This is a genomic window from Breoghania sp. JC706, assembly GCF_037026715.1.
In the GTDB taxonomy this organism is placed as follows: Bacteria; Pseudomonadota; Alphaproteobacteria; order Rhizobiales; family Stappiaceae; genus Breoghania.
Map to the genome: position 1 here is coordinate 96,227 of NZ_JBANCG010000003.1, position 24,570 is coordinate 120,796.

22 protein-coding genes are annotated in these 24,570 nt (G+C 65.8%); 20 read left to right on the forward strand and 2 right to left on the reverse strand.

Annotated elements, in window-relative coordinates:
• Window positions 1-5 precede the first annotated feature (5 nt).
• The 6 genes from peaB to V2L18_RS06450 all read left to right on the forward strand — a co-directional run bounded on the left by peaB (window position 6) and on the right by V2L18_RS06450 (window position 6,593).
• A complete protein-coding gene (peaB, locus tag V2L18_RS06425) occupies window positions 6-1,442 on the forward strand; it encodes a quinohemoprotein amine dehydrogenase maturation protein (RefSeq protein ID WP_336177121.1) in 1,437 nt (478 codons plus the stop codon).
• Window positions 1,439-1,771 carry a quinohemoprotein amine dehydrogenase subunit gamma gene (gene qhpC / locus V2L18_RS06430; protein ID WP_336177122.1) on the forward strand — a complete coding sequence of 111 codons (333 nt, stop codon included), beginning with the start codon at window positions 1,439-1,441 and terminating at the stop codon, window positions 1,769-1,771. The genes peaB and qhpC overlap by 4 nt, the downstream gene beginning before the upstream one ends.
• Before the next feature lie 34 nt (window positions 1,772-1,805).
• Window positions 1,806-2,912: a quinohemoprotein amine dehydrogenase subunit beta gene (peaD, locus tag V2L18_RS06435; RefSeq protein WP_336177124.1), complete on the forward strand. Its 1,107-nt coding sequence runs from the start codon at window positions 1,806-1,808 to the stop codon at window positions 2,910-2,912.
• 341 nt (window positions 2,913-3,253) lie between these two features.
• Window positions 3,254-5,044 carry an ABC transporter ATP-binding protein gene (locus V2L18_RS06440; protein ID WP_336177125.1) on the forward strand — a complete coding sequence of 597 codons (1,791 nt, stop codon included), beginning with the start codon at window positions 3,254-3,256 and terminating at the stop codon, window positions 5,042-5,044.
• The gene (locus V2L18_RS06445; protein ID WP_336177127.1) at window positions 5,041-5,733 is read left to right on the forward strand and encodes a S8/S53 family peptidase; all 693 of its coding nucleotides are present in this window, start codon (window positions 5,041-5,043) and stop codon (window positions 5,731-5,733) included. Before V2L18_RS06440 ends, V2L18_RS06445 begins: the two co-directional genes overlap by 4 nt.
• Before the next feature lie 56 nt (window positions 5,734-5,789).
• Window positions 5,790-6,593, forward strand: a complete 804-nt coding sequence (locus V2L18_RS06450) for a DUF72 domain-containing protein (protein WP_336177128.1) — start codon at window positions 5,790-5,792, stop codon at window positions 6,591-6,593.
• A gap of 22 nt (window positions 6,594-6,615) precedes the next feature.
• Here the strand turns inward: V2L18_RS06450 and V2L18_RS06455 are convergent, their stop codons facing one another.
• Window positions 6,616-7,176 (reverse strand): nuclear transport factor 2 family protein, encoded by a 561-nt coding sequence (locus tag V2L18_RS06455; RefSeq protein WP_336177130.1) that lies wholly within the window; start codon window positions 7,174-7,176, stop codon window positions 6,616-6,618.
• 138 nt (window positions 7,177-7,314) lie between these two features.
• On the opposite strand from V2L18_RS06455, the gene V2L18_RS06460 reads away from it, so the two are divergent.
• The 13 genes from V2L18_RS06460 (at window position 7,315) to V2L18_RS06520 (ending at window position 21,667) form a co-directional block, all read left to right on the forward strand.
• Complete coding sequence (locus tag V2L18_RS06460) at window positions 7,315-8,181, forward strand: GntR family transcriptional regulator (protein ID WP_336177132.1); 867 nt, start codon at window positions 7,315-7,317, stop codon at window positions 8,179-8,181.
• 59 nt (window positions 8,182-8,240) lie between these two features.
• Entirely contained in the window at window positions 8,241-9,479 is a 1,239-nt protein-coding gene (locus V2L18_RS06465) for an ABC transporter substrate-binding protein (protein WP_336177133.1), read from the forward strand.
• A 40-nt stretch (window positions 9,480-9,519) separates the two neighbouring features.
• Window positions 9,520-10,467: a branched-chain amino acid ABC transporter permease gene (locus tag V2L18_RS06470; protein WP_336177134.1), complete on the forward strand. Its 948-nt coding sequence runs from the start codon at window positions 9,520-9,522 to the stop codon at window positions 10,465-10,467.
• Between the two features lie 5 nt (window positions 10,468-10,472).
• Entirely contained in the window at window positions 10,473-11,450 is a 978-nt protein-coding gene (locus tag V2L18_RS06475; RefSeq protein WP_336177135.1) for a branched-chain amino acid ABC transporter permease, read from the forward strand.
• Window positions 11,443-12,201, forward strand: coding sequence for an ABC transporter ATP-binding protein (locus V2L18_RS06480; protein ID WP_336177136.1), 759 nt, complete (start codon window positions 11,443-11,445; stop codon window positions 12,199-12,201). Before V2L18_RS06475 ends, V2L18_RS06480 begins: the two co-directional genes overlap by 8 nt.
• The gene (locus tag V2L18_RS06485; protein WP_336177137.1) at window positions 12,194-12,910 is read left to right on the forward strand and encodes an ABC transporter ATP-binding protein; all 717 of its coding nucleotides are present in this window, start codon (window positions 12,194-12,196) and stop codon (window positions 12,908-12,910) included. The genes V2L18_RS06480 and V2L18_RS06485 overlap by 8 nt, the downstream gene beginning before the upstream one ends.
• Window positions 12,910-14,199: a 3-isopropylmalate dehydratase large subunit gene (locus V2L18_RS06490; RefSeq protein WP_336177138.1), complete on the forward strand. Its 1,290-nt coding sequence runs from the start codon at window positions 12,910-12,912 to the stop codon at window positions 14,197-14,199. The genes V2L18_RS06485 and V2L18_RS06490 overlap by 1 nt, the downstream gene beginning before the upstream one ends.
• A complete protein-coding gene (locus V2L18_RS06495; RefSeq protein WP_336177140.1) occupies window positions 14,196-14,678 on the forward strand; it encodes a 3-isopropylmalate dehydratase in 483 nt (160 codons plus the stop codon). Before V2L18_RS06490 ends, V2L18_RS06495 begins: the two co-directional genes overlap by 4 nt.
• A 106-nt stretch (window positions 14,679-14,784) precedes the next feature.
• Window positions 14,785-15,654 (forward strand): isocitrate lyase/phosphoenolpyruvate mutase family protein, encoded by an 870-nt coding sequence (locus tag V2L18_RS06500; protein WP_336177142.1) that lies wholly within the window; start codon window positions 14,785-14,787, stop codon window positions 15,652-15,654.
• Complete coding sequence (locus V2L18_RS06505) at window positions 15,651-17,387, forward strand: hydantoinase B/oxoprolinase family protein (protein WP_336177143.1); 1,737 nt, start codon at window positions 15,651-15,653, stop codon at window positions 17,385-17,387. The genes V2L18_RS06500 and V2L18_RS06505 overlap by 4 nt, the downstream gene beginning before the upstream one ends.
• Window positions 17,384-19,432, forward strand: coding sequence for a hydantoinase/oxoprolinase family protein (locus V2L18_RS06510; RefSeq protein ID WP_336177144.1), 2,049 nt, complete (start codon window positions 17,384-17,386; stop codon window positions 19,430-19,432). The genes V2L18_RS06505 and V2L18_RS06510 overlap by 4 nt, the downstream gene beginning before the upstream one ends.
• A gap of 212 nt (window positions 19,433-19,644) precedes the next feature.
• Entirely contained in the window at window positions 19,645-20,259 is a 615-nt protein-coding gene (locus tag V2L18_RS06515; protein ID WP_336177145.1) for a cysteine hydrolase, read from the forward strand.
• 1 nt (window position 20,260) lies between these two features.
• Complete coding sequence (locus V2L18_RS06520; protein WP_336177146.1) at window positions 20,261-21,667, forward strand: FAD-dependent oxidoreductase; 1,407 nt, start codon at window positions 20,261-20,263, stop codon at window positions 21,665-21,667.
• Here V2L18_RS06520 and V2L18_RS06525 read toward each other — a convergent pair.
• Entirely contained in the window at window positions 21,625-22,338 is a 714-nt protein-coding gene (locus V2L18_RS06525) for a hypothetical protein (protein ID WP_336177147.1), read from the reverse strand. The two genes, V2L18_RS06520 and V2L18_RS06525, sit on opposite strands and share 43 nt — an antisense overlap.
• Window positions 22,339-22,839: 501 nt before the next feature.
• Between V2L18_RS06525 and V2L18_RS06530 the strand changes: the two genes are divergently transcribed.
• Window positions 22,840-24,531: a type I secretion system permease/ATPase gene (locus V2L18_RS06530; RefSeq protein WP_336177149.1), complete on the forward strand. Its 1,692-nt coding sequence runs from the start codon at window positions 22,840-22,842 to the stop codon at window positions 24,529-24,531.
• The last annotated feature ends 39 nt before the right edge of the window (window positions 24,532-24,570 follow it).

The window sequence follows — 24,570 nt, forward strand, 5'->3', positions numbered from 1 at the left end:
GAGCCATGGGATATCTCCACTATCAGCCGCAGAACGCGCATCGCGTGGCGGTCGACGGGCGCAACCTGCTGTTCCACGTGCCCACCACCTCGCTGTTCGAGATCGACCGGCTCGATCATGACGTGCTCGATCTCTTTGCCGACCGGGTGCGGATCAGCGAGCAGGACGTGCGCGACCGCTTCGAGGGTCGTGTCGATCCCGCAACCCTGACGGAGCGCATCCGTGCGCTTCTCGATCTCGATATCGTCACCGACGGAGGGCCGGCGAAGGCCGAACGACCGCCGATCCATATCGAGAACTTCCCGCTCACCACGGTGGTGCTCAACGTCAACACCGGCTGCAATCTCTCCTGCACCTATTGCTACAAGGAGGATCTCGATACGCCCTCGAAGGGCCGACGGATGGCGTTGGAGACGGCGAAGGCCTCGATCGAGATGCTGCTGAAGGAAAGCCCCTACCGCGACAGCTACAACGTGGTGTTCTTCGGCGGCGAGCCGCTTTCCAATCTCCCGCTTATCCGCGAGGTGGTCGAATTTGCGGAGCGGAGCTTCGGGGAGCTTGGCAAACGGGTCGATTTCACGCTGACGACCAACGCGACGTTGCTTACCGAGGAAATCGTCGACTGGCTCAACGCCCACCGCTTCGGCCTCACCGTCTCCATGGACGGGCCGAAGGCGCTGCACGACAAGAACCGCAAGACGGTCGGCGGCAAGGGCACCTATGACGTGGTGGCGGCCAAGTCCCGCATGCTGTTGGAGCGCTATACCTCGCGTCCCGTCGGCGGCAGGGTGACGCTCACCCACGGCGTGACGGCGGTCTGTGAGATCTGGGACCACCTGAAGAACGACATCGGCTTTCACGAGGTCGGCTTCTCGCCGGTGACCTCCGGGCCGATCGCGCCGTTCAACCTGACGGGCGATGAACTCGTCACCGTCTTCGACGAAATGAAGCGGCTCGGCCGGCACTACCGCGACGAGGCGCTCCAGGGCCGCAACATCGGCTTTTCCAACATGCACCAGCTCATGAGCGATCTCTACGAGGGCCGTTCCAAGGCGCTGCCCTGCGGGGCGGGGCTCGGTATGCTGGCGGTCGATCACGAGGGCGGGCTCAATCTCTGCCACCGCTTCACCGGCTCCGACATGGAGACCTACGGCACGGTCGAAAGCGGCATCGAGAAGGAAAGGCTCGCCCGTTTCATCGAGGACAGGGCCGACCGCACGGAAAAGGGCTGCGCCACCTGCCGTATCCGCAACATCTGCGCGGGCGGCTGCTACCACGAGAGCTATGCCCATTATTCCGATCCGATGAAACCGACCTACCACTACTGCGACCTGATGCGCGACTGGGTCGATTTCGGCATCGAAGTCTACGGCGATCTCATCGCGAAGGCCCCCGCCTTCTTCACCGATCACATCATGCCCCGGAGGGCCTACGGCAAATGAGACACCTGAAGCCGCTCAACCAGAAGGCCGAACGCGTCGTGAGCGCGGTCGCGCAAGACAACATGGACGAGGTCCGCGCCATGCAGACCATCGTCGCCGGTTGCGCCTCGACGCTCGATCCGGGCTGGGAGGTCGATCCCTTCGGCGGGGTCGCGGCGCTGTGCCAGCCGATGGAGGCCGATCTCTACGGCTGCTCCGATCCGTGCTGGTGGCCGGCGCAGGTGCCCGACACCATCAACTCCTACAAGGACTGGAACGGCGATGCCGATAACGCGGCCAAGGACTGGCGCTCGCTCGGCACTGTCTTTCCCTCCGACAGCGAAACCTGAAGCGACGGCCGTCGCCACCTACAGGAGCAAACGCATGCGAAAGCGCATTGTAACCTTCGGGGCAAGGTTCGGGCTGGCCGGCCTTCTCGCCCTCGCCGGGGGGCTTGCCGCGTCCGCCAAGGACATGATCGTCACCATGGCCAAGCCCGATCAGCTTTACGTGATCGACGCGAAGGCCCGCACGGTCGACAAGGCCTGCACGCTCGACTTCAACATCATCCCCGGCGTCATCGCCATGTCGCCGGACAATACGATCGCCTACGTGCTCGGCAACCGCTGGGAGGATGTCTTCGGCATCGATCTTTCAACCTGCGAGACCGTGTTCTCCGCCCACCAGTCGGACGGGGAGGTGCGCCGAAAGTCGATCGCCTCGCTCGCCGTCTCCAAGGACGGAAAGCATGTCTTTACGGTGCGCAACCCGGTGAAGCTGCTGGCCGACCGCTATCAGGTGATGGAACCGGAATTCGCGGTCTACGATACGTCGTCGGGGCTCAATGCCGAGCCGGTGAAGACATCTCCCGCCCCTCGCCGCATGACGGTGATGGCTACGGGGGAGGACGGAACCGTCTATGCGGCGGGCCGCGAGATCTACGCGATCGACCCGGACACGGGCGAATTCACGATCAAGATCGCCAACAGGTCGTGGGACCGGCCGACCTATTCGGGACCTGACGTGCTGGCCTTCTGGCCGATCGGCACGCAGGCGAACGAGTTCCTGTTGCTCTATTCCGCAGCGAAGTTCACTGACGCCACCAAGTCGGAAATGGCCGATTTCGTCTGGGGTTACGAGAGCGTGGACCTTGCGACGGGCAAGAGCGAGATCGAGGATTTCGCGTCGTTTGAGGTGATCATGTTCTCCGCCGTGCGCGATCCCAACGACAAGTCGAAGCTCTACGGCGTCTACACGCAGCTCTCCAAGTACGACGTGGCGAAAAAGGAGCTGATCAAGCGGGTGGACCTGCCGCATACCTACTACTGCGTGAACATCTCGTCCGACGGCAAGGAAATCTATGTCGGCGGCACCAACGACGACATCGGCGTCTACGACGCGGAAACGCTGGAACGCCTCGGCGAAATCCGCCTGCCCTCGGGCGGTGACATGGCCGCCGGCACCATGCACGTGGTCAGGATGGGGAGTTAGGGGGGCGCTTCACGACTGCGAACTCAGCTGCGGGACCTGCCGCCGGCACGATCCGTCCCCCTCCCCCTTGAGGGGAGGGGTTAGGGGTGGGGGTAGGCGACTTGCTCCGAACCTGCCGCCTTACCCCCACCCGAACGCCCGAAGCGGTCGTTCGACCTCCCCTCAAGGGGGAGGTGAGCCGTGGGGCTGACTTCGTTTCTGCATCAGCATGCACGGAAGGCGCCGCGACGCTCGGAGCGAGCGCCTTGCGTCCCCCTCCCCCTTGAGGGGAGGGGCCAGGGGTGGGGGTAGGCGGCTCGCTCCGAACCTGCCATCCTTCAAACACAAACCGACGAGGCCGAATGACGAACGCCATCCCCGCCACGTCCGAACCCGATGCCGCCGCGGCCCGAGGGTCGCGGCTTTCGCTTGGGCGCCGTCTGCTTGGCCGCCTTTTCGGGGCCCGCGAGGCGACGTGGCTGGCGCCGCTTCTTGCGCCCTATCGCTTGCCGCTCGGTGCGCTGCTCGCGCTGTCGCTTATCTCCGCCGGTGCCGCGCTTGTTCCGCCATGGCTGACGAAACTTGTCATCGATCACGGGTTGATGGCGGGCGACAAGGCCGCGCTCGTCTTCTATGTCGGCCTGATGTTTGCCGTGGGTCTGGGCGCGCTGGCGCTGGGTGCCGTCAATTCGCTCGTGCATCTGCGGTTCTCGGTCCGGCTTCTCGCCGATCTGAGGCGGGCGGCGGTGGCCCGCATCCTCGCCCAGTCCCCGCGCTGGCAGGCGCGGCAGAAGATCGGCGAGCTGATGAGTCGGCTCGACGGCGATGCCGGCGAAGTCCAGCAATTTGCCTTCGCGGCGCTTGTCACCGGAGCGGGAAGCCTGCTGCGGCTGGCCGGCGGGCTCGTCATGCTGTTCGTGCTCGCCCCGAAGCTTGCCATGCTGGCCTTGGCACTCGCCCCGATCGAACTCGTGTTCTTCGCCAAGGCCCGGCCGATCACGCACGCGCGTGCCCGCGACGTGCGCGCCGCGCGCGGCGTTCTTGCTGCCGGACTTGCCGAAACCATTACCGGGCTCGGCGCGCTCAGGGCGCTCGATGCCACGCGCTCCGCCGCAGCCATGATCGAGGAACGCCAGCAAGGGCTGGTGCGTGCGCTGATGAGCGCGCAGATGTGGGGGGAGGCGACCCGCGCCGTGCCGATGGTGCTGACCGCGATCGTGCGCGGGGCGGTGTTTCTCGTCGGCGGGCTCGCCGTCATCGACGGCACCATGCCGCTCGGTTCGCTGATTGCATTCACCGCCTATCTCGGCTTTCTGATCGGGCCGATGCAGTCGCTGATCTCGCTGTGGCACGGCCAGGCGCGGATGAAGGCGGCGCTCGACAGGCTCGACGAGATCATGAGCGCAGCGCCCGATGTGCGGGATCCGGCCCGCCCGCTTCCGCTTCCCGCAGGCGGGGGCGCGATCCGGATCGAGGCGGTCGCCTGTGGCCCCGCCGCCTCGCCGATCCTGGCCGGGGTCGATCTCGACATCGAGGCCGGGGCCAAGGTGCGCCTCGATGGACCCTCGGGCATTGGCAAATCGTCGCTGTTGTCGCTTCTGCAACGCCATGATGACCCCTTCGGTGGTAGAATCTGCCTCGACGGCATTTGCCTGCGCGACTTGAGCCTCCAGGATCTGCGCTCCGCCGTCGTGCTGGTGCCGCAAAAGGGTCACGTCTTCTCCGGAACGCTCGCGCAGAACCTGCGCCTGGGTCTCCCGGAAGCGAGCGAGGAGGCCATGATGGACACGTTGCGGCTGGTCGAACTGGAAGAGCGGTTCTTCGATCCCGAAGGTCTGTCGGGCGGAGACGGGGGCGCTGCCCGCGGCCTCGATACGCCGCTGGGAGAAGGCGGGCTCGATCTCTCGGGCGGCGAACGCCAGCGGGTGTGCCTTGCCCGTGCGTTGCTCCGGCCTTTCCGCGTTCTCATTCTCGACGAGAGCCTGTCGGAAGTGGATGGCGAACGTGTCGGCCGCATCATGGCGCGCATCGACGCGCGCTTTGCTGGCAGGACGCGCATCGTCGTCACCCATGGGGAGCCCTCGCGATACGGCGCCTTCGACGAGGTCGTCGATCTCGCCGCCTTCGCGACGGCGAAAGGAGGTGCGTCATGATCCGGGTCGCTCTTCTTGACGGCGCGCTGCCGTCCGCCTTTCCCGATCTTGCCGCCCAGCGGCGCTTTGCGAAGGCCGATGGGGCGATGTCGGCGTCCGTCCACGCGCTGGCCATGGCGACGACCATCCACCGGCACGCGCCGCATGTGAACTTCGTCAACGGGATCATCTTCCCCGGGCGGCTGGTGACGTCGGTCGCCGTCCTGTGCGATGCACTGGAGTGGATCGGGCAGGACCCGCCGGAGATCGTCCATTGCTCCTTCGGGCTCGTGCGTGCCTCGCTGGAACTGGAAATGCGGGTCCGCGCGCTGGAAAAGGCCGGCTCGCTGATCGTCGCCTCGGCGCCCGCGCGCGGCGAGCCGGTCTATCCGGCCACCCTTGAGGGCGTGGTCTCCGTGCAGGGCGATGCACGCTGCAAGCCGGAGGACGTGGCGCGGCTCGACCTGCCGGGTGCGATATTCGGGGCCTGCGTCCTCTCGCCCGAGGCGCCGGACATTCGCGGCGCAAGCATCGCGGCGGCTCATGTCTGCGGCATGCTTGCCGCCGACTGGGCGGGCGGAGCGGCGGAAACCCTGCGTGTCTTCGCGCATCGGACCCGCTATCACGGATGCGAGCGGCGGATCGGGCAGGCGGTCCCGACGGGGTCTCGCTGGAAAACGGGTGGCCGGCCGGGCGTTCCGCAGGCATGATCTGCCAGCGGCGCCTCGCGGTGCCGCGCGTATCAGGCAGAAGGAACGGCGCGCGCATGACGAACGGCAATGAGGGCGACATCCGGATCGGCATCGGCGGCTGGACCTACGAGCCGTGGCGCGGTGTGTTCTATCCCGAAAAGCTCGCTCAGAAGCGCGAACTCGAATATGCCGCGCAGCATCTCACCTCCATCGAGATCAACGGCACCTATTACGGCAGCCAGAAGCCGGCGAGCTTCATCAAGTGGCGCGAGGAAACGCCGGAGAACTTCGTCTTCTCCGCCAAGGCGCCGCGTTTCGCCACCAACCGGCGGGTGCTGGCCGAGGCCGCGCCGTCGATCGAGAAGTTCTTTTCAAGCGGGATCATGGAGCTTGGCGACAAGCTCGGCCCCATCAACTGGCAGTTCATGAAGACCAAGAAGTTCGACGCGGACGACTTCGAGGCCTTCCTGAAGCTGCTGCCGAAAACGGTCGAGGGGCGCGAGATCCGGCATGTGGTGGAAGTGCGCCACGACAGCTTCTGCGCACCCGATTTCGTGGCGCTGGTGCGCGACTACGGCGTTGGCGTGGTGGTCGCGGCGGATTCGGAATTTCCTCAGATCGCCGATATCACCGCCCCGTTCGTCTATGCCCGGCTGATGGGCACACGCGAGGAGCATGAGGCGGGCTACGCACCGAGTGATCTCGATGCGTGGGCGAAGCGCGCCGGGACATGGGCAAGAGGCGAGGTGCCGGAGGGGCTTGCGACGTTCGCGGAGCCCGTGCCGAGCGCGCCTCGTGATGTCTATCTCTATGTGATTTCCGGCCACAAGGTGGCAAACCCGGCCGCCGCGATGGAACTGATCCGGCGAATGGGGTGAGGCGGACGCAGGAGAGGCGCCGCTATCCCCTCGTTGCTTCCGCCAGATCGTTCCATACCTGCTGATCCGTCAGCTTGCCGTCCTCCACCGTGAACCGGTCGATGAAGCGGATGCCGGAAAAGGGCGTGCCGTCGGGCCATTCGCCCGCAAGCGTGCCCCGGCAATAGACCGTCACGCCGCTTTCGCCGAAGGCCTCCTCGAAGTCCTCGTAGGTCTTGGTCACGAAGCGGTAGCGCGACTTTGCCCACTCCACGAGCTCCTGCGGCCGCGAGAATGTCGCCCCGCCCGGGAAGGTCATGCGGAAGCCGTCCGCCAGATGCGCGCTTGCGCCCTCAAGATCGCGGCTCTCCATCTTCGCCAGGTAATCGCGCACGATATCGACCGGTGCTGGCAGCGGGGCGCCGGGCGTGCGGGCAACGCGACCGCGCATGTAGCTTGCCGGCTTCACCTCCTCGATGGCGACGGTGATCCCGTTAAGCGGAGCCGCGATCGTGGCGCGGACCGCATCGGTCAGCCGCGTGGCAAGGCGGCGGCGGGTGTCGTCGTCATAACCCTCGATCAGTGTCATCCGGATAATCGGCATGCGGTGCGCTCCATTTTCGCGGGGTTCCGGCAGGTCGTGCGTGTTTTTACGTCGGGTCGCGCGGAATTATCTTGACATAATGGTATAAACATAATCCATTAGATCACGAAACGGCAGCGGGGTTCGAGGGTGTCGGGCATGCGGCAATCGGATGACGGGACGGAGACCGGCGGCGCGGATCGTCAGCCGGCGGGCAAGGGTCGCTCGGTCGGCCTGCTCTCCACCCAGTCGCGCGTGCCGCTCTACCACCAGATCTTCCTCATCCTGCGCAATCGCATCTACGGCGGCGAGATCATGCCCGGCAATCTGGTGCCGGGCGAGCAGGAGCTGGCGGCCGAGTTCGAGGTGTCGCGGATCACCGCCAAGCGCGCGCTCAACGAGCTGGCGGATGCCGGGCTGGTGGTGCGCGAGCGTGGACGCGGAACGCGGGTCATCCATCGCCCGCCGGTGCCCGCCGTCGCGTCTTCCATCGAAGGCTGGCTTGAGAACATCACGCTGATGGGAACCGCCACGGAAGCGCGGGTTCTCGAATTCGATCACGTCCATGCCAACGAGGACGTGGCGCACGCGCTGGAGATCGAGGCCGGTTCCGACGTGCAGCGCGCGGTGCGCGTGCGTACGCTCGACGGTGAGCCGATGTCCTATCTGATCACATACGTGCCCGGCGATATCGGCCGGCAGTTCGATCGCGATGATCTCGACCGGTCTCCGCTGCTCAGACTTCTGGAAATGGCGGGCATCGAGGTGGCCTCCGCGCGCCAGCAGATTTCCGCCATCGTCGCCGATACGGCCGTGGCCAACGCTCTTTCCATTCAGGCCGGTTCGCCGTTGCTGGAGGTTCTGCGCGTGGTGCGCGACGCCTCCGGGCGGCCGGTCGAATACCTCCGGGTTCTCTACCGCCCGGACGTCTACCGCTTCGACATGTCCATGCGCCGCGTGCGCGAAAAAGAAGGCATGCGCTGGGCGACAACCACACCGTCTCCGGTCCCGGCCGGCGACGCATAAAAATCATAGGGAACACCGGGAGACATCGGGCCATCAAGGTCGCATTTCGGGAGGTCAGCATGACTGACAGCAAGGGTAAGCGTAACGGCGGCCTCGGTCGTCGCGAATTTCTGGCGACCGGCGCGGCGGCGCTCGGTCTCGGCGTTACGGGCTTTCCGGCGGTGCTGCGCGCGCAGCCGGCATCGGTCAAGGTGGGGCTGATCCACCCCGTTTCGGGCTTCATCGCGTTTTCCGGCACCCAGTGCCGCGCGGGCGCCGAGATGGCGATCGCCGACATCAATGCCGCCGGCGGCATCAAGTCGCTTGGCGGCGCGAAGCTGGAGGCCATGCTCGGCGACAGCCAGGGCAAGCCGGAAGTCGGTGCCTCGGAAGTCTCCAAGATGGTCGAGGGCGGGGTGCACGGCATCGTTGCCGGCTATTCCTCGGCGATCTCTCTTGCCACCTCGCAGGAAGCGGCCAAGTCGATGACGCCGCATATCGTCGACGTCGGCGTGTCCGACCAGATCGTCGATCGTGGTCTCAAGAACACGTTCCGCTTCGCGCCGGGCTACGGCACCATCGCCAAGTTCGCGGTCGACAACCTCGCCGGCATCAACCAGATGTCCGACGACAAGGCCAAGACGGCGATGATCATCCACGAGGAGTCGCTGTTCGGTACCGGCACCGCCAACCTTCTGCAGAAGAAGCTGCCGGAGATCGGCATCGAGGTGCTCGATGTCATCAAGCACGCCAATCCGACGCGCGACTTCACCAACATCGTGCTGCAGATCAAGTCCAAGAAGCCGGACCTGATCATCCCGGCCAACTACTACAACGAATACGTGCTGCTTGCCCGCACCATGCGCCAGCAGCAGGTCAAGGCGAAGGGCATCTATTCGGTGCTCGGCGGCGCGGCCTCCAACTACAAGTTCGTCAACGAGTTCCCCGAAGCCGCGCAGGGCATCATGGATTGCAACCACTGGTTCAATCCGAAGTCCGAGATCGCGCTCCAGCGCAAGGCGGCGGCGGAAGCCAAGGGGCTCGTCTACACCTACGAGGTGTTCCTCGCCTACAATGCCGTCGTGGCGCTGGCCGACGGGTTCGAGCGTGCCGGCTCAACCGAGCATGACGCCGTCAACGAGGCGCTCGCCGCCTCAACGCTCGACATGTCCTACATGCCCTACGGTCCGACCAAGATGATCAACGGTCAGAACGTCGGCGCCCGGCCGGTCAATACCCAGGTTCTCGACGGCAAGATCGAGGTGATCTTCCCGCAGGCGTTCGCGTCGGCGAAACCCGTCTTCCCGATGAACTCGTAAAGCCCGGCGGACGCGGGACAACGGACCCAACAAAGAAGACGTGGTCCCCATTCACCTGAAGCCGGACGGCGGAATGCCGCCGTCCGGCGCCTTTTCCCAATTCATCGTGAGTGCCATGCCTGACCTGGCGATCATCATTCCTTCGGTCCTCAACGGACTGACCACGGGCGCGCTCTATGCGCTGGTGGCGCTCGGGCTCACCCTGATCTACGGGGTGCTGCACATCATCAACTTCGCCCACGGGGCGTTGCTGATGCTCGGGCTTTACGCGGTCTACTATCTCAACACGCGTTTCGGCATCGATCCGTACGTCTGCCTGCTGATCGTTCCGCCCGTCATGTTCGCGCTCGGCTATGTCTTGCAGCGTGGCATCATCGGGCGAGCGAGCCACGGCCGCGACGAAAACATCCTGCTCGTCACGCTCGGGCTCTCCATCGTGATCGAGAACCTCGCGCTGTTCTTCTTCAAGTCCGACACGCGCATCATCGACACGCCTTATTCCTTCGAGGTCATTCAGATCCTCGGCGCCTTCGTTCCGGAACCGAAGGTCTTCGCCTTCCTCGGCGCCTTCGTCACGGCGGGGCTTCTTTGGGCGCTGATGACGTTTACCGATCTCGGCCGCGCCATCCGTGCGCTCGCCAAGGAACGCAAGGGCGCGACGCTCGTCGGCATCAATGCCGATCACGTCTACGCCATGAGCTTCGGCCTCGGCATCGCCTGCCTCGGCGTAGCCGCCTGTCTGTTGCTGCCGAGCTACTATGTCAGCCCGCAGGTCGGGCAGGGCTTCGTCCTGATCGCCTTCACCATCGTGGTGCTCGGCGGCATGGGCTCCTTCGTGGGCGCCCTCATCGGCGGGCTCTTCATCGGCGTCGTGGAGGCGCTGAGCGGCCTGTTCCTGGGCGAAAGCCTCGGGCAGATCGGCATCTTCGCGATCTTCATCCTCGTGCTCATCTTCCGCCCGACCGGGCTTCTCGGACACAAGGTGTGACGGCGATGCGAACCCTCATCATTCTCGCCGCCGTCTTTGCCGCGCTCGCTCTGGTGCCGCTTTTCGTCGTCTCCGACGTCTGGCTCAACATCGCGATCATGGTGCTTTATTCCGCGCTACTCGGTCAGGCCTGGAACATGCTCGGCGGCTATGGCGGCCAGTTCTCCTTCGGCCACGCCGCCTTCTTCGGGACGGGTGCCTACACGGTCGCGGTCCTTCAGGTGCAGTACGGCATCAACCCGTGGGTCGGGCTCTTTGCGGGTGGACTGGCCGCGGTCGTTGTCGCGGCGATCATCGGCTATTCCACGTTTCGCTACGGCCTCAAGGGCTCCTACTTTGCGCTGGTGACGCTGGCCTTCGCGGAGGTGCTGCGCATCCTGTCGAATTCGGTGCCCATCACGGGCGCGGGCGTCGGCCTGCTGATCCCGCTCCAGGTCGCCCCGTCCAATCTGCAGTTCGCCGACAAGGGAAGCTATTACTGGCTCGTCTGGGCGATGGCGCTCGCGGCCTTTCTGGTCGCCTGGTGGATCGGCAACTCCCGCTTCGGCGCGCAGCTGATGGCGGTACGCGACAACGAGGACGCGGCCCGTGCGCTCGGCGTGCGCGCCTATTCCGTCAAGCTGCGCGCGATCATGCTGTCGGGCTTCTTCTCCGGCCTCGGCGGCGTCTTCTACGCGCAATATTTCCTCTACCTCGATCCGCACATCGCCTATGGCGCGTCGGTCTCCATCGAAAGCCTGCTGGTGCCGATCATCGGCGGCATCGGCACGCTGTTCGGCCCGCTGCTTGGCGCCATCGTGCTGCATGCGATCTCCGAATTCTCGCGCGATCTCATCGGCGATATCCCCGGCATCAGCCTGGTTCTCTACGGCACGCTCCTCGTCGTCATGGTGCTGTTCCTGCCGCGCGGGCTCGCCGGATTGTTGATCCGCCGCAAGGCCGCGCCGCAAACCCCGAAAAAGACGGAGGCCGAACATGCCTGAGGCGATGCTCGAGGTCTCCGGGATCTGCAAGACCTTCGGCGGCGTGCGCGCCTCGCGCAACGTGTCGCTGTCGGTGCCGGAAGGCAAAATCACCTCGCTGATCGGCCCGAACGGCGCCGGCAAGACCACGCTGTTCGCCCAGATCACCGGCTTCCTCAAGCCCGATTCCGGCTCCATCCGGTTCCTGGGCGAGGACATCACCGGCGCCTCGCCCGAGGATATCGCGCAAGCCGGCATGATCCGCACCTTTCAGGTGGTGAAGCCGTTCGCCGGCCAGACTGTGCGCGACAACATCGCGGTCGGCGCGCATCTTCGCATCCGCTCCCGCCGCGACGCGCTCGCCAAGGCGGAGGAAGTGGCGAGCGAGGTCGGCCTCGGCGACCGACTCGATCAGGACGCCTCCTCGCTCACGGTCGCCGGTCGCAAGCGGCTGGAGGTGGCCCGCGCGCTTGCCACCGAGCCAAAGCTGATCCTCTTCGACGAGGTGCTGGCCGGTCTCAACCCGTCCGAAATCCGCGATGTCATTCCCGTCATCCGGGCGGTGAAGGATCGCGGCATCACCATTCTCCTGATCGAGCACGTCATGCAGGCCGTGATGAGCCTTTCCGAATACACCTGGGTGCTCAATCAGGGCGGGCTGATCGCCGAAGGCGAGCCTCGGTCCGTGGTCTCGGACCCTCACGTGATCGAGGCCTATCTCGGCAAGGGCATGGCGCAGCGCATCGCCGCCCGGGAGAAGACCGATGCCTGACAAGCTTCTCGAAATATCGGGCCTTCGCGGCGGCTATGGCGCGGTGGAGGTCCTGCGCGGCGTAGACCTGGACATCGCCAAGGGCGAGATCGTGGCGCTGCTCGGCTCCAATGGCGTCGGCAAGACCACGCTTTCCTCCATCCTCACTGGCCTCGTGCCCTGCTGGGACGGCACGATCCGCTTCAAGGGACGCGAGATCCAGAAACTGTCGCCGCGCGCGATCATCGACATGGGGCTCATACATGTTCCTGAAGGCCGGCACATCTTCCCCAACCTGAGCGTTCGCGAAAACCTGGAACTCGGCTCCTACCGGCGCGGCCGGGCCAACCGGGCGAAGAACATGGAGCATGTCGTCTCCGTCTTCCCGCGTCTGTCGGAACGCTTCGATCAGAAGGCCGGCACGCTGTCGGGCGGCGAGCAGCAGATGCTGGCCATCGGCCGCGGCATGATGGCGGAGCCGGAGCTTCTCATTCTGGATGAGCCGTCCATCGGCCTCTCGCCGCTGCTGGTGGAGGAGATGTTCGAGCTGATCACCACGCTCAACGGGGAGGGGCTGACCATTCTCCTCGTCGAACAGAACGTGCTGCAATCCATGGAGATCGCGAGCCGCGCCTTCGTCATCGAAAACGGATTGATCACGCTTTCCGGTACGCCGGCGGAGCTGATGGACGATCCGGAGCTGCAGCGCTCCTATCTGGGGCTTGTGTGATGGCCAAGAAACCAGCAACGACGCTCGCCCAGAAGATCATCGCGCGCGCGGCCGGACGGGAAGCCGTCGCGCCCGGCGAGGTGGTCACGGTCAATGTCGATCTGGCGATGATCCACGATTCCGGCGGCCCGCGCCGGGTGGAACCGATCCTGCAGGATCTCGGCGTCGGCCTGTGGGATGCCGGCAAGGTCGTGCTGATCTCCGATCATTTCGTCCCCGGCGATACGGACGAGGGCGCGCGCATTCTTGAGCTCACCCGCCAGTGGGCGCAAAAGCGCAAGGTCGCCTTCCATGACGGCCTCGGCATCTGCCACGTGGTGTTGCCGGAAAGCGGGCGGCTGAGGCCCGGCATGCTGGTGGTGGGTGGCGACAGTCATTCGCCGACCGGCGGGGCCTTCGGCGCCTACATGTTCGGCATCGGCGCGACCGAGATGGCGGGCGTTCTGGCGACCGGCGAGATCTGGCTGAAGGTGCCGGAAACGATCCTCGTGGAATGGCGCAATCGCCTTCAGCCGGGCGTTCTCGCCAAGGACATCATGCTGGCGCTGTGCGGAAAGCTCGGCATGGACGGCGGGCAGTATCAGGCCGTGCAATATGCCGGCGAGGCGATCCGCGCGCTTTCCATGCAGGAGCGGATGACGCTGTCGAACATGGCCGCCGAACTCGGTGCGCAGGCCGGTCTCATCGAGCCCGACGAGACGACGGCCGCTTTCCTCGCATCGGTCGGCGGGGATGCGGGCGACTGGCAAGGGCTGAAAACCGATCCGGGCGCGGAGCTTCTCGCCCATCACGTTTTTGACGCGGCAAAGCTTGAGCCGCAGGCGGCCGCGCCCCATTCGCCGGCCAACGCCGCGCCCGTCACCGAGATTTCCGAAACGCCCATCGAGGTCGCCTATATCGGCGCCTGCACCGGGGCGAAGTACGAGGACCTGAAAGGTGCGGCCGCGATCCTCAAGGGGCGAAAGCTCGCCCCGGGCGTCGCGCTCTCCGTCGCGCCCGCCTCGCGCATGGATCAGGACCGCGCGGAAGCGGAAGGCATCATGGCCGTCTTCGAGGCGGCGGGCGCGAAGATCCTGCCCAACGCCTGCGGCATCTGCGCGGGCTACGGCACCGAACGCCTCGGCGAGGACGTCGTCGCGATTTCGTCGACCGCGCGCAACTTCAAGGGTCGTATGGGGGCTGCGTCCTCCAAGGTCTGGCTCGGCTCGCCGCTCACCGTCGCGGCCTCGGCCATCGTCGGGCGCATCGCAGATCCGCGACCTTTCCTCGATGAAGGAGCGGAAGCATGAGCGGGCGCGTCTTTCTCTTCGGCAACGACATCGACACCGACCAGCTGGCGCCCGGCGAATACATGAAGGGCGGCATCGAGGCGATCGCCGCCCATTGCCTGGAAGGCATCCGGCCGGAGTTTGCGAAGACAGTGAAGCCCGGCGACGTGGTCGTGGCGGGCACGAATTTCGGCATGGGCTCCTCGCGCGAGCAGGCGGCCGAAGCGCTGAAGCGGCTCGGCGTCGCCGGTGTCGTCGCCCGTTCCTTTGCCGGCATCTTCTATCGCAACGCCATCAATCTCGGCCTGCCCGTCATGATCGCGGAAGATCTGTCGGGCGTGGAGGATGGTGCGGTGGCCGATCTCGACATCGAGGCCGGAGAACTCCGGCTTTCCGGAAAAGCGGTTCCGCTGGAGCCCTTGCCCGAAAATCTGAAGGCCATGCTCGCCGATGGCGGGCTCGTGCCGCACCTGAAGAAGCGCTTCGCAGCGACAGCCTGATCGCGGCGCCGATCGCGCGTGAAATCCGGGCCGGGAGAACCGGCTCTAATAGTGGAAGACGATCGGCCGTTCCTCTCCGCGGACCGATCCAACAGGAGGCAGGCTCATGAGCCTCAAACGTCGGCTGAGCGAGGAGAAAATCCTGCTCGCCCCCGGGGTCTACGACGCCCTGACCGGTCTGATCGCCGAACAGGCGGGGGCGGAAGCGGTCTATCTCTCCGGCGCGTCGATCGCCTACACCCGCTTCGGCCGTTCCGATATCGGGCTCGTCTCGATGGCGGAGGTCGCCGACACGATCGCGGCCGTGCGCGACCGGATTTCCGTGCCGCTCGTCGTCGATGCAGACAACGGCTTCGGCAACGCGCTCAACGTCCAGCGCACGGTGCGTGTCTTCGAGCGCATGGGCGCCAACGCGCTGCAGCTTGAGGACCAGACGCTTCCCAAGCGTTGCGGTCATCTGGACGGCAAGTCGGTGATCCCGGTCGCCGAGATGGCTGGCAAGATCCGTGCGGCGTGCGATGCGCGCGCCTCGGAGGAAACGCTGATCATCGGTCGCACCGACGCCATCGCGGTGGAAGGCTTCGAAGCCGCTGTCGAGCGCGCCGAGGCTTATGTTGAGGCCGGTGCCGACATGCTGTTCATCGAGGCGCCGCAGTCGATGGCCGAGATCGAGGAGATCCTGAAGCGCTTCAAGGGTCGCGTGCCGCTGATGGCCAACATGGTGGAGGGCGGCAAGACACCGATCGTCAACGCCGCGGATCTGGAACGGCTCGGCTTCTCCTTCGTGATCTTTCCCGGCGGGATCGTCAGGGCGCTGGCCGTCACCGCGCGCGACTACTACGCCAACCTGGTCGCAAACGGCTCCAACGAGAAATTCCGCGACCGGATGTTCGATTTCGCCGGTCTGAACGAGGTCATCGGCACGGCCGACCTGCTCGCCACCGGCAGGCGCTACGACGGAGAGGGCGCGCAATGAGTATCGATCCCGTTACCCTTGCCATCCTCAAGGGCCGGCTGGAGCAGATCGCCGACGAGATGGACGCGACGCTGTTCCGCTCCGCCTTCAACCCGATCATCGCGGAAGCGCACGATGCCTCTCACGGCATCTATGACGCGGCGACCGGCGAGACGCTGGTGCAGGGCAAGTCCGGCCTGCCGATCTTCGTCGGTGTGATGGCGTTTGCCGTCAAGGCCGTCATCGACAAGGCCGCGAAGCAGGGCGGCGTCCACGAGGGCGACGTCTGGATCTTCAACGATCCGTACGAGGGCGGCACGCACCTGTCCGACTTCCGGCTCGTGAAGCCGGTCTTCCGCGATGGCAAGCTCTTCTGCTTCCTTGCCTCCGTCGGTCACTGGCACGACGTCGGCGGCAACGTGCCGGGCAACTACAACCCGGCGGCGACCGAGTGCTTCCAGGAAGGCATGCTGATCCCGCCGGTCAAGCTCTATGACCGGGGCGAGTTCCGGCAGGACGTGGTCGATATCCTGTCGGCCAACTCCCGCCTGCCGCTGTCGCTCTACGGCGATCTGAACGGCCAGATCAACGCGCTGAACCTCGGCGAGAAGCGCATGGCCGATCTTCTCGACGAATACACAGATGCCACCGTCGCGGAATGCCTGGTGGAACTGAAGGCCCGCGCCGCGCAGATGATGCGGGCGCAGATCGCCAGCCTTCCCACCGGCACCGTGTCGGCCGAGGACTTCCTCGACAATGACGGCAATTCCGACGCGCCGCTGAAGATCGCGCTCGATCTCACCATCGACGGGGAGCGCATGGTGATGGACTTCTCGCGCTCCTCGCCGGCCTGCATGGGGCCGGTGAACATCTCGCGTGCCACCACCATCGCCGCCTGCTACGTCGCGCTGAAGCACGTCTTCGGCGACGTGCCGGCCAATGCCGGCGTGCTGGAGCCGGTCGATTTCGTCATCGACGAAGGTTCGCTTCTGTCCGTCAAGGCCCCCAAGCCGGTGGGTGGCTACACCGAGACGATCATGCGGCTTATCGATGTGGTCTTCGAGGCGATCGCGCAGCTTGCGCCGCAAGACGCCATGGCGCCGGCCTACGGCACCATCAACGCGCTTTCGCTCGCCGGTCACCGCGAGGACGGCCGGCGTTGGGTGATGTTCTCCTTCTTCGGCGGCGGCCACGGCGCGCACGGGGCGGGCGACGGTCTCAACCACGGCAACGCGCCGATCTCCACCGCGACCATCCCGCCGCTGGAAATTCTGGAAGCCGCCTATCCGGTGCGTTTTACGCAATGGTCGCTGAGGCCGGATTCAGGCGGCGCCGGGCAATATCGCGGCGGGCTCGGCGCCACGTACGAGATCGAGCTTCTGGAAAAGCACGCCGACGTGTTCCTGTTCGGCGAGCGCGGCAAGTTCGCGCCTCCCGGCATCCTTGGCGGCGGGCCGGGTGCGAAGAATGCCTTCCATTATCAGCAGAGCGACGGCGAACACGTCCCGCCGATGGTCTCGAAAATCGTCGGTATCGGCATCGATCGCGGCCAGCGGGTGCGCCTCGACAGCCCCGGCGGCGGCGGCTACGGCGATGCCCATGACCGGGACCCGCAAGCCGTGGCCCGCGATGTTCGCCTCGGCTTCGTCTCGCGCGACCGGGCTGAAGCCGACTATGCCGTCGTGCTGACGGCCGACGGCTCGGTCGATCTCGCTGCCACCCAGTCCCTGCGTACCCAGGAGGCTGCCCAATGAGCGGTCCCTCTTATGTGATCGGCGTCGATGTCGGCGGCACGTTCACCGATGTGTTCATTCTGGACGAGACCACCGGCGAGGTGGTGATCACCAAGATCCCGTCCACCCGCGGCGACCAGTCGAAGGGCTTCGTGGAAGGCATCGGCCGCAAGGTCGACGATTTCTCCGCCATCTCCACCGTCGTTCACGGCACCACGGTCGGCACCAACGCGCTTCTTGAGCGCAAAGGGGCCCGCACCGGCATCATCACCACGGAAGGCTTCCGCGACGTTCTGGAAATGCGCCGCCGCGACCGGCCGACGACGTGGGGCCTCAAGGGCGCGTTCACGCCGGTGGTGGAGCGTCCAGACCGCGTGGAGGTGTCGGAACGCGTCCTTGCCGACGGATCGGTGCTTCAGGTCGTGGACGAGGACCATGTGAAGGCGCAGGCGAAAGCACTGGCCGACGCCGGCTGCGAGGCGGTCTGCGTCTTCTTCATCAACGGCTATGCGAACAACGACAACGAGCGCCGGGCGGTCGAAGCCGTGCGGTCGGTCTGGCCGAATTCTTATGTCACGGCGGCAACGGAAATCCTGCCCGAGATCCGCGAGTTCGAGCGGCTGTCGACGGCGACCCTCAACGCCTATCTGCAGCCCGTCGTCTCCTCCTATCTCGACCGGCTGGAGAAGGGGCTTGCGGCCGAGGGCTTTGCCGGCGACATCCTGATCGTGCAGTCGAACGGCGGCGTCATGTCGGTGGAGACGGCGAAGGAGTATCCGGTGCGCACCGCGCTCTCGGGACCGGCCGCCGGCGTCATCGCCGCGACCGCCATCGCCGAGGCCGCGGGTTTTGAGAACATCATCACCTGCGACATGGGCGGCACGTCCTTCGACGTCTCGCTGATCGCCGGCGGCGAGGCGGCGCTTGCTGCCCAGACCTCAATCGAATTCGGAATGGTCGTCAGAACGCCGATGATCGAGATCACGACCATTGGTGCTGGTGGCGGGTCCATCGCCTCGGTCGACAAGTCCGGCCTTCTGCAAGTTGGCCCCGAATCCGCCGGCTCCGATCCCGGCCCGGTGTGCTACGGGCTCGGCAACGACCGCCCGACCGTGACGGACGCCAACGTCGTGCTCGGCCGCATCAACCCGGACCGGCCCATCGGCGGCAAGCTTTCCCGGCTCGACATCGACGCCTCGCGCGCCGCGATCGAGACGCACATCGCCAAGCCTCTCGGCCTCGGCATCGAGGAGGCGGCGGAAGCGATCCTGAAGCTCGCCAACGCCAAGATGGCTGGCGCTATCCGCCTTGTCTCGATTGAAAAAGGCCACGATCCGGCGAAGTTCTCCGCTATGCCGTTCGGCGGCGGCGGATCGCTGCACACCGGCGCGCTCATCAAGGAGGTGGGGCTGGCGTCCGCGCTCGTGCCGCGGTTCCCGGGTGTCACCTCGGCCTTGGGCTGCGTCGTCGCGGACATGCGCCACGACAGGGTGCAGACGGTCAACCGCACATTGGACGAGATCGACGCCGAGGCCCTCGGCCGCGACATGAAGGCGGTGGCGGACGAGACCGAGACTCTGCTTCGGAACGCGGGCATCGCGTTTTCGTCTATCGATCGGCTCTACGAGTTCGACATGCTCTATGTCGGTCAGACGCACACGGTTTCGGTCTCCCTCGACATGCCCACCGGCGGGCTTTCGCGCGAGGCGATCCGCGAGGCGTTCGAGGCGGCCTACCGCGAGGCCTACGGCCGGCTTCTCGACGGCATTCCGATGCGGGTGATGAACTACCGCATCGCCGTCATCGGGCGCCGCCCGCAACTCGACATGGGCGTCTTCGCTCCCGTCGATGGCAAGCCGGCGAAAGATTGCCGGATCGGCACGCGGCAGGTCTATGTCGACGGCGCCTTCCACGAGGCGGGCGTCTACGAGCGGCTTCAGCTGGAAGTTGGCGCGATCATCGAGGGGCCGGCGCTGCTGGAACAGGCGGACACCACGATCTTCGTCGATCCGGGGCTGATCGCGAAGGTAGATCAATTCGGCAATCTGGTGATCAAGGCGGAGTAGGCGCGCGAGCCGGGAGATCCCAACCCCCACCCGAACGACCGAAGCGGTCGTTCGACCTCCCCTCAAGGGGGAGGTGGGCGCAAGAGTTGGCTGCATCCGTCCCCCTCCCCCTTGAGGGGAGGGGTTAGGGGTGGGGGTAACGACGTTTCCGCAATCTCCGAACTGGTCTTTTCGACTGCAGAGAGCCAACACGCTCAAACGGGAACAAATCCATGTCCCTTGAAAATCTTGAACCCGCCCGAACCGGCCTCGTCATCGTCGATCTTCAGAACGACTTCGTTCACAGCCAAGGCGCCTATGCGCGCGGCGGGGCGACGTCCGACATGATCGCGGCGCTGCCGGCACGCGTGAAGCCGGTGGCTGATGCCCTTCGCGCAAAAGGCGGATGGGTCATCTCCACCCAGTTCACGCTGGTGCCGGGCAAGGACGGCGAGCCCTTCATCTCTCCGCATCTGAAGGAGCTGCGCCCCTTTCTGAGGAAGGGCGACTTCTGTCCGGGGGCGTGGGGGCACCAGCTTCTCGATGAACTCCAGCCGGCCGATCTCTCTGTCGAAAAGGTCGCCTATTCCGCCTTCTACATGTCGCGGCTTGAATGGGTCTTGAAGAAGGCCGGCATCGACACGCTGATCTTCTGCGGCATCGTCACCAACGGCGGCGTCGCCTCCACCCTGCGTGATGCGCATGTGCGCGACTTTTCGACCGCGATCCTCACCGACGGCTGCGGCGCGTTCAAGCAGGCGACGCACGAGGCGGCGATCGCGGATCTTTCCACCATCGCGAAGCCCATGACCTGCGCCGAGGCCGTGGCACTCATCGAAAGCCGCTGACATGAACCCGCGCATCTCCCGCGAAACGCCGCCGCGCCTCGATGTGGAAACCGACGTGCTCGTCGTCGGGGCGGGTGCCTGCGGTCTGGTCGCAGCCTTGAGGGCGCGCGATGCCGGCGCCGACGTGATCGTGGTCGAACGCGATGCCTCGCCCTCCGGCTCCACCTCGATGTCCTCAGGCTTCGTGCCCGCGCCCGCCACCCGGTTCCAGCAGGCGATCGGCGTCGCGGACGACACGCCGGAGCGCTTTGCCGCCGACATCATGGCGAAATCAAAGGGCCAGTCGGAGGCGGGCCTTGCGGGTCTTGCGGCGAAAACCATCGGTCCGGCGCTGGAATGGCTTGTCGATGCACACGGTCTGGAATGGATCGTGCTCGACGATTTCCTCTATCCCGGCCACACCCGCCACCGCATGCATGCCGTTCCGGAGAAGACCGGCGAGGCTCTGCTTGCCCGCCTGCTGGCTGCCGTCGAAGCCGCTGGAATTCCGGTCGTGACGGAGGCGCGCGCCACGACGCTCTTTGCTAATGAGGAAAACGGCATCGAGGCGGTGGAGATCACGCGGCCCGATGGGGCGAGCGAAATCATCGGCTGCAATGCGCTGGTGCTCGCCTGCAATGGCTTTGGCGGCAACCGCGAGCTCGTCGCAAAATTCATTCCGGAAATCGCCGGTGGGCTCTATTACGGCCACGAGGGCAACGAGGGCGATGCGATGCTGTGGGGCGAGCAGTTGGGCGCCCGGCTGCAGCACCTTTCCGGCTATCAGGGGCATGGCTCGCTCGCCCATCCGCACGGGATCCTGATCTCCTGGGGGCTGATGATGGAGGGCGGCTTCCAGGTGAACAGCGAAGGCCGCCGCTTTTCCAACGAGCACGGCGGCTATTCGGAACAGGCGGTCAACGTGCTGGCCCAGCCCGGCGGCATCGCCTGGAACGTCTACGACGACCGCATTCACCGTTTCGCACTCGGCTTTCCCGACTATTGCGATGCGGTCGATGCCGGCGCGATCCGCGAGGGCGAAAACGTCGCCGAACTCGCCGCCGTAACCGGTCTGCCGGCGGATGCTCTTGCCGAAACCTTCGATGCGGTCGCGCGCTTCCAGCGTGGCGAGGTGGTGGATCCCTTCGGGCGCGACTTCACGGGCAAGCCTGCGCTCGCGGCACCCTTTTATGCGGTGAAGGTCACGGGCGCGCTGTTTCATACCCAGGGCGGTCTGATGATCGACGACGAGGCCCGCGTGCTCGACACTGAAGGCCACGCATTCGCGAACCTCTTCGCAGGCGGTGGGGCCGCCTGCGGCGTGTCGGGGCCTGAGGTTTCGGGCTATCTGTCGGGCAACGGTCTTCTGACGGCGATTGCCTTCGGTTATCTCGCGGGAAATTCGGCTGCGGCGAAGAAGGCGTTGTAGATCGCATCCATGTTCGCGCGCGTCAGGGCATGCAGCGCAAGGCCGGCCGCCGGATCGCACCGTCGGCTGGAGCCGGCCAGCGCGTGGAACAGGTTGACGGCGACCGCACCGGCGCACGGGTCGGCGTCGATCAGGATCGAGGCCTCCGCCACCACCGCGCCATTGCCCGACCAGGACTGCGACAGCCCGGCGATCTTCTGGTCGCCCACCGCCACATCGAAGCGGCCGGGGCAGAAGGCGCGGCCGACCTCACCGATGACACTGGAAACGCCCAGGCTCGCCAGCGCCATCTGGATGAGGTTGGCAAGGCCCCAGTGAAGAGCGTCGAGGCTCAGGTCCGGATCGCCCTGCTCGCCGATCACGGAGATCTGCAGGGTGCCGGGGCCGACCGGCCATGCCCCGCCTCCGCCCTTGCGCGCCACCACCGGCCAGCCGTCGTGTTCCAGACGCTGACGGGCCATTTCAAATCCCGGCAGCCGTGTCTCCTCGGCGGCGACGGACAGCGCCCGCGATGCCCGCCAGAAAACGATAGCCGGCGGTCGCCGTCCACCCGCGACATCCCCCGCAAGCGCTTCGATGGTGCGGAAACGCTTTTGCGCATCCACAGGCTCAAGGAGCGTCAGGACGGAACTGTCTGTTTCGGAGGCGAGGGCGGCGGACGAGTGGGTCATTGGTCATCGCTACCGGCAAGGGCCGGTCTCTTTGCTGATTGACGAAAACACGAATTCCGGCGCCGGGGTTTTCGTTGCAACGGTACCCGCAAACGATACCTGCCAACGGTGCCCCGAAACGTCGTGATCGTTGTTTCGTGCCATAGCAGATTCGTCCGGGGGCAAACCCGCTGCGCCGACAGGCAAATTGTCGTTCCCCTGCGGGGGCGTAGCGTCTTCGGGATATTGTGCGTCCCACGCGGGCAGCAAAAAACGGGGGATGAATGTGCAGACGCGCGGGCATGGCACGCCGTGAGCGCGCTGCGGTTGCACCGGGCAGCGTCCGCGCTCGCAGCCAACCCCCAAAAGTCGCTTCCTCCTCGTCAGAAACGATTTATCTTGTGCTGATACGATGGGAAACAATCCGGGGCCGTCGCGCCATCGGCGGGGTGTTGCAGTCGAAACTGAAGGATGCGGATGAGCGCAGGTCGAGCTTTTGGAACGGCCCGGTCGGACAATCCCTTGCGGGAGGCTTTGTCCGCCCTGCGCGGCGCCTTTGCCGGAGTGGGCGTGTTCTCGCTCGCCATCAATCTCCTGATGCTGACTGGCCCGCTGTTCATGCTGCAGGTCTATGACCGGGTGCTGACCAGCCGGTCCGTGCCGACCCTCGTCGCCCTTTCGGTGCTGATCTGCGGGCTGTTTCTGTTTCTGGGTGTGTTCGAGGCGATCCGCACCCGGGTTCTGTCGCGGGCCGGCTACTGGCTCGACGACCGGCTCGGTGCCCTGAATTTCCAGACATATGTCGCCCGCGGCATCTCGGGTAAAAGTCCCACTGGCCGGCCGATCCAGGATCTGTCCGTGTTGCGCTCGTTTCTCGGCAGTCCGGGCCTTGTCGGCCTGTTCGATCTGCCGTGGATGCCGCTCTACCTGGCGATCGTCTTTCTCATCCATCCGCTTCTGGGTCTTCTGGCGCTCGCCGGCGCGGTCTTCGTCGCGATCCTCGCGCTCGCCAACGAATTCCTGACGCGCAAGCCGCTCGCCCAGGCGATGGCGCTTGAGGTGAGCGAGGGAAATTTCGCCGACCAGAGCCGCCGCAACGCGGAAACGATCCTGCCGATGGGGATGCTCGGCCACATCGGCAGGCAATGGCAGGAAATCCATGTGCAGGGCATGGAGCGCGCGCAGGCGGGGACTGAGCGGGCGGAGGTTTTTGCCGCGACGTCCAAGGCCAGTCGTCTTCTGCTGCAATCGGCCATCCTCGGCCTGGGGGCTTGGCTGGCGATCCTTCAGGAAATCACGCCCGGCATGATTGTCGCCACCTCGATCATTTCCGGGCGGGCGCTTGCGCCGGTCGATCAGGTCATCGGCCAGTGGCGGTCGATCCTGCGCGCGCGCCAGAGCTACGGCCGCCTGAAGGCGCATCTGGCCGGCGCAGCGCCGCGCGAGGCGCCGATACAATTGCCGGAGCCCCAGGGCCACCTGCAGGTGCGCATCGCCAACCAGTTCGTGCCGCTTTCCTCAGGTGCGGCGGTGGAGGCGGGCAACCGGCGCCGGGTCATCCTCGCGCAGGTGAATTTCGATCTGGAGCCCGGCGACGGGCTCGGCGTGATCGGGCCGTCCGCGTCCGGCAAGTCGACGCTGGCGCGGCTCCTGGTGGGGGCATGGGTGCCGGATGCGGGAACCGTGCGCCTCGATGGCGCCTCGCTCGATCAATGGGACCGCGAGGCGCTCGGCCGTCATATCGGTTACCTGCCGCAGGCGGTGGAACTGCTGCCGGGCACGATCCGGCAGAACATCGCCCGCTTCGATGCGGCCGCGGAGGACGCGGAGATCGTGCGCGCTGCACAGATCGCAGGCGTCCACGACATGATCCTCAGACTTCCCGACGGCTACGCGACCATGGTCGGAGACCGCACGGGGCCGCTTTCGGGTGGTCAAATCCAGCGCATCGGCCTTGCGCGTGCGCTTTACGGCCGGCCGCGACTGGTGGTGCTCGACGAGCCCAACGCCAATCTCGATGCCGACGGCGACGCGGCGCTCACGGCGGCGATCGAGGCGATGCGCGCGGACGGGGCGGCGGTCGTCGTCATGGCGCATCGGCCCTCGGCCATCGCCGCGGTCAACAAGGTGATGATGCTGGCCGGCGGCACGATGAAGGAATTCGGCAACAAGGCGGACGTGTTGCGCAAGGTCACGCGCATGGCCGCCGGTTGAACCATCGGCCCTACACGCCGCCGAAACAGGCCCTCGCAG